This is a genomic window from Micromonospora maritima, assembly GCF_902825405.1.
Lineage (GTDB): Bacteria > Actinomycetota > Actinomycetes > Mycobacteriales > Micromonosporaceae > Micromonospora > Micromonospora maritima.
On record NZ_CADEAU010000574.1, the window covers coordinates 1 to 3,163 of the forward strand.

The 3,163-nt window shown below is 73.4% G+C and carries 5 protein-coding genes and 1 pseudogene; all 6 read left to right on the top strand.

Annotated elements, in window-relative coordinates:
* A partial coding sequence (locus HUW36_RS29260; protein ID WP_174531069.1) for an alanine racemase occupies positions 1 to 244 on the top strand: 244 nt, incomplete at its 5' end.
* Positions 245 to 437: 193 nt separating this feature from the next.
* Positions 438 to 1,133 (top strand): cell division protein SepF, encoded by a 696-nt coding sequence (locus HUW36_RS29265; RefSeq protein ID WP_174531070.1) that lies wholly within the window; start codon positions 438 to 440, stop codon positions 1,131 to 1,133.
* A 28-nt stretch (positions 1,134 to 1,161) separates the two neighbouring features.
* Positions 1,162 to 1,467 (top strand): YggT family protein, encoded by a 306-nt coding sequence (locus tag HUW36_RS29270; protein ID WP_174531071.1) that lies wholly within the window; start codon positions 1,162 to 1,164, stop codon positions 1,465 to 1,467.
* Positions 1,468 to 1,508: 41 nt separating this feature from the next.
* Entirely contained in the window at positions 1,509 to 2,312 is an 804-nt protein-coding gene (locus HUW36_RS29275; protein WP_174531072.1) for a DivIVA domain-containing protein, read from the top strand.
* Positions 2,313 to 2,385: 73 nt separating this feature from the next.
* Entirely contained in the window at positions 2,386 to 3,033 is a 648-nt protein-coding gene (locus tag HUW36_RS29280) for a hypothetical protein (protein ID WP_174531073.1), read from the top strand.
* Between the two features lie 2 nt (positions 3,034 to 3,035).
* Positions 3,036 to 3,163: pseudogene (locus HUW36_RS29285) on the top strand (DUF167 domain-containing protein); the annotation flags it as partial.

Here is a 3,163-nt window from a genome sequence, read left to right on the forward strand (position 1 = left end):
GGCCGTGGCCGGCGCCGACGGGCTGCGGCTGGCCGGCCTGATGGCGGTGGCCCCGCTGGGCTGGGAGCCGGACCGGGCGTTCGCCCGGCTGGCCGAGGTGGCGACGCGGCTGCGCGGCGACCATCCGGGGGCCACGGGGCTGTCCGCGGGGATGAGCGGCGACCTGGAGAGTGCCGTGGCGCACGGCGCGACACATGTCCGCGTCGGCAGCGCGTTGCTCGGAATGCGCCCCACGCTGGGGTAGCCTGACCGCGACGGAAGCAAATTACATCAGTGTTGTTCAGGACGGCGTTCCCGTAGCCGGGGGCCGTGGCGGGCGGGCCGCGAACCGCACGTCAGGGGATTGCCGATCCGGTCCGGTGGGCATGATCGTCCACTCGTGATCAAGCGACACGGCACGGGGGCGCGTGCCGCACGGCGGACGGAAGGGCGCGGGGATGGGTGCACTGCGCAAGGCGGGGGTCTGGCTCGGTCTCGTCGAGGAGGACGACGAGCGGGCGTACGAGGACGGCGGCTACGACAAGGGTGGCTACCGCGACTCGTCGCGCTACCGGTCGAGCCGGTACGCCGAGGAGTTCGCCGACGAGGACGACGACGAGGCCGACGAGCCGCCGACGACCCGCAGCCGGGTCGGCGAGCGGGGCCGGCTGAGCGAGCGTGCCGCGAGTCGTGCGGTCGACACCGACCGGTCCGAGGTCGAGCGCCCGGAGCGGACCGAGCGCTCCAGCGTCCGGTCGATCACCCGCTCCTCCGCCGACGGTTCCGGCGCGTTGAGCTACCACACCCGGGACAACCTCGCCCTCGCGCCGCAGGCCCAGCCGCGCGAGCGGGTGGTGGCTCCGGAGGAGGAGCAGCGCTACCAGATCACCACCCTGCACCCGACGACGTACCGCGAGGCGCGGACCATCGGCGAGCACTTCCGGGACGGTGTGCCGGTGATCATCAACCTCACCGAGATGGACGAGGCGGACGCCCGCCGGCTGGTGGACTTCGCCGCCGGGCTCGCGTTCGGCCTGCGCGGTACGATCGAGCGCGTGACCAACCGGGTGTTCCTGCTCTCACCGGCCAACGTCCAGGTCACCGCGGAGGACAAGGCCAAGATCGCTGAGGGCGGCTTTTTCAGCCTGAGCTAGCCCGCACGACCGAGGGACGTCGCCTGCCGTGTTGTCGATCCTGTTCCAGGTGCTCTACCTGCTGCTGTACTTCTTCCTGCTCGTCCTTCTTGCCCGATTTGTTCTCGGCGCGGTGCTGGCCTACGGTCGCCGCTGGCAGCCGGGTCGCGGCGCATCGGTGGGACTGGAAGTCGTGTGGAGCGTCACTGATCCGCCCCTGCGAGCGTTGAGGCGTGTGATCCCACCACTGCGAATTGGTACCGTGAGCATCGACCTGGCCTCCCTTGTGCTCCTGGTTATCCTGTTCGTGCTGATGGAGTTCGTGTTACAGCGCCTGATCGTGGCGTTCGCCTGACCAGAGCGCTTTCGCGGCCGCAACTGACCCGAGGAGTTTCGATGCCGCTGACCCCGGCCGACGTCCACAACGTCGCCTTCAAAAAGCCGCCGATCGGCAAGCGGGGGTATGACGAGGAGGAGGTCGACGCCTTCCTGGACGAGGTCGAGCGTGAGCTGGCCCGTCTGATCGAGGAGAACAACGAGCTGCGCGCCCAGGTGGAGCGCGGCGGTCGGGGTGGCGCGCCCGCCGGCCCCGGCGGCGACGCCCGCCTCGCGGCGGAGCTCAACGACGTCAAGGCCCAGCTCGACCGGGTGCAGCGCGACAAGGCGGCCGCCGAGCAGGCGGCCCGGGCGATGCAGGCCGAGCTGGAGCAGGTCCGCACGCAGGGCGGCCCGGCGGGGGTGACCGGGGACGGCGAGCAGCAGGCGCTGCGCGTGCTCATGATGGCCCAGCGCACCGCGGACGACCACGTCTCCGACGCCCGGCGCGAGGCCGACCAGCTGCTCTCCGAGGCCCGGTCCAAGGCCGAGGAGGTCACCCGCGAGGCGCGGGCCAAGGCCGACGCCCTGGAGCGGGACGCCCGCCAGCGGCACCAGGAGGCCATGGGCGGCCTGGACGCGAAGCGCACCGCGCTGTCGAAGCACATCGAGGAGCTCAAGCAGTTCGAGCGCGAGTACCGCACCCGCCTCAAGGCCTACCTGGAGAGCCAGCTGCGTGACCTCGACGGTCGCGGGCAGGGCATCGAGGTCGAGATGAACCGCGAGGGCAACCGTGCCGCCGGCGGCAGCAACGGCCTCGCCACCGCGGGCCTCGCCGGATCCTTCGGCGGCGGTCGTGGCGGCTCCCTGGAGTCCGGCCGCTGATCCAGCGTCGGTGGCCGTCCCGGTGGCGGCCACCGACCGCACCAGTCCGACACGACGCGGCCGGGGGTGAGCCGTGATAGCCGCCAGCGTCCTGCTCATCCTCGTCGCCGTCGTGCTGCTGGTGGTGGGTCTGGCCGGTGGGTCCAGCCCGCTGCTGATCGTGTCGATCGCGGCCAGCCTGCTGTCCGCCGTCGCCTTCGTCGCGTTCGCCCGCCAGGCGGCCGCCGCGAGGGCCACCGCGGCTCGCGGCCACGGCCCGCGCACCAGGACCGCGCGCTCCGGCCCGTCCCCGGACGAGCCGGTGAGCCCGGTCCCGCACCACACGTCGACGGTCGGCGCCGGCGGATCCGGGTGGCGGCAACCGCCAGGGTCGCCGGTGACCGAGCCGTACGACCCGCCGGACGACGCCTGGGCGCCCCCGGCGCCCCGTGCCGCCGGACGGGCCGAGGTGACCCCGACCTCGCCCGCGCCCGGTGACCTGTCCGCGGGCGAGCCGCCGGCCGAACACCTCACCGTCGGCGAGCTGGCCCGGCTGGTGCGGCTGCCCGCGGACGTCCGGGTCGTCGACGGTCACCCCCGCTTCCATCTGACCGACTGCCCGCAGCTGGCGGGCCGGGCGGACGAACCGCTGCCGGTCGCCGAGGCGGTCGAGCTCGGTTTCACCCCGTGTGCCCTCTGCGCCGCGGGCACCACGCTGCTCGCCGACGCCCGGCCGTACTGACCATGACGGTCGCGGACATTCCGCTCACCGTCGCGGTGCGCGTGAAGCCCGGCGCGTCCCGGGCCCGGGTGGGCGGTCGCTACGACGGGCCGCACGGCCCCGCGCTCGTCGTCGCCGTGCACGCGCCGGC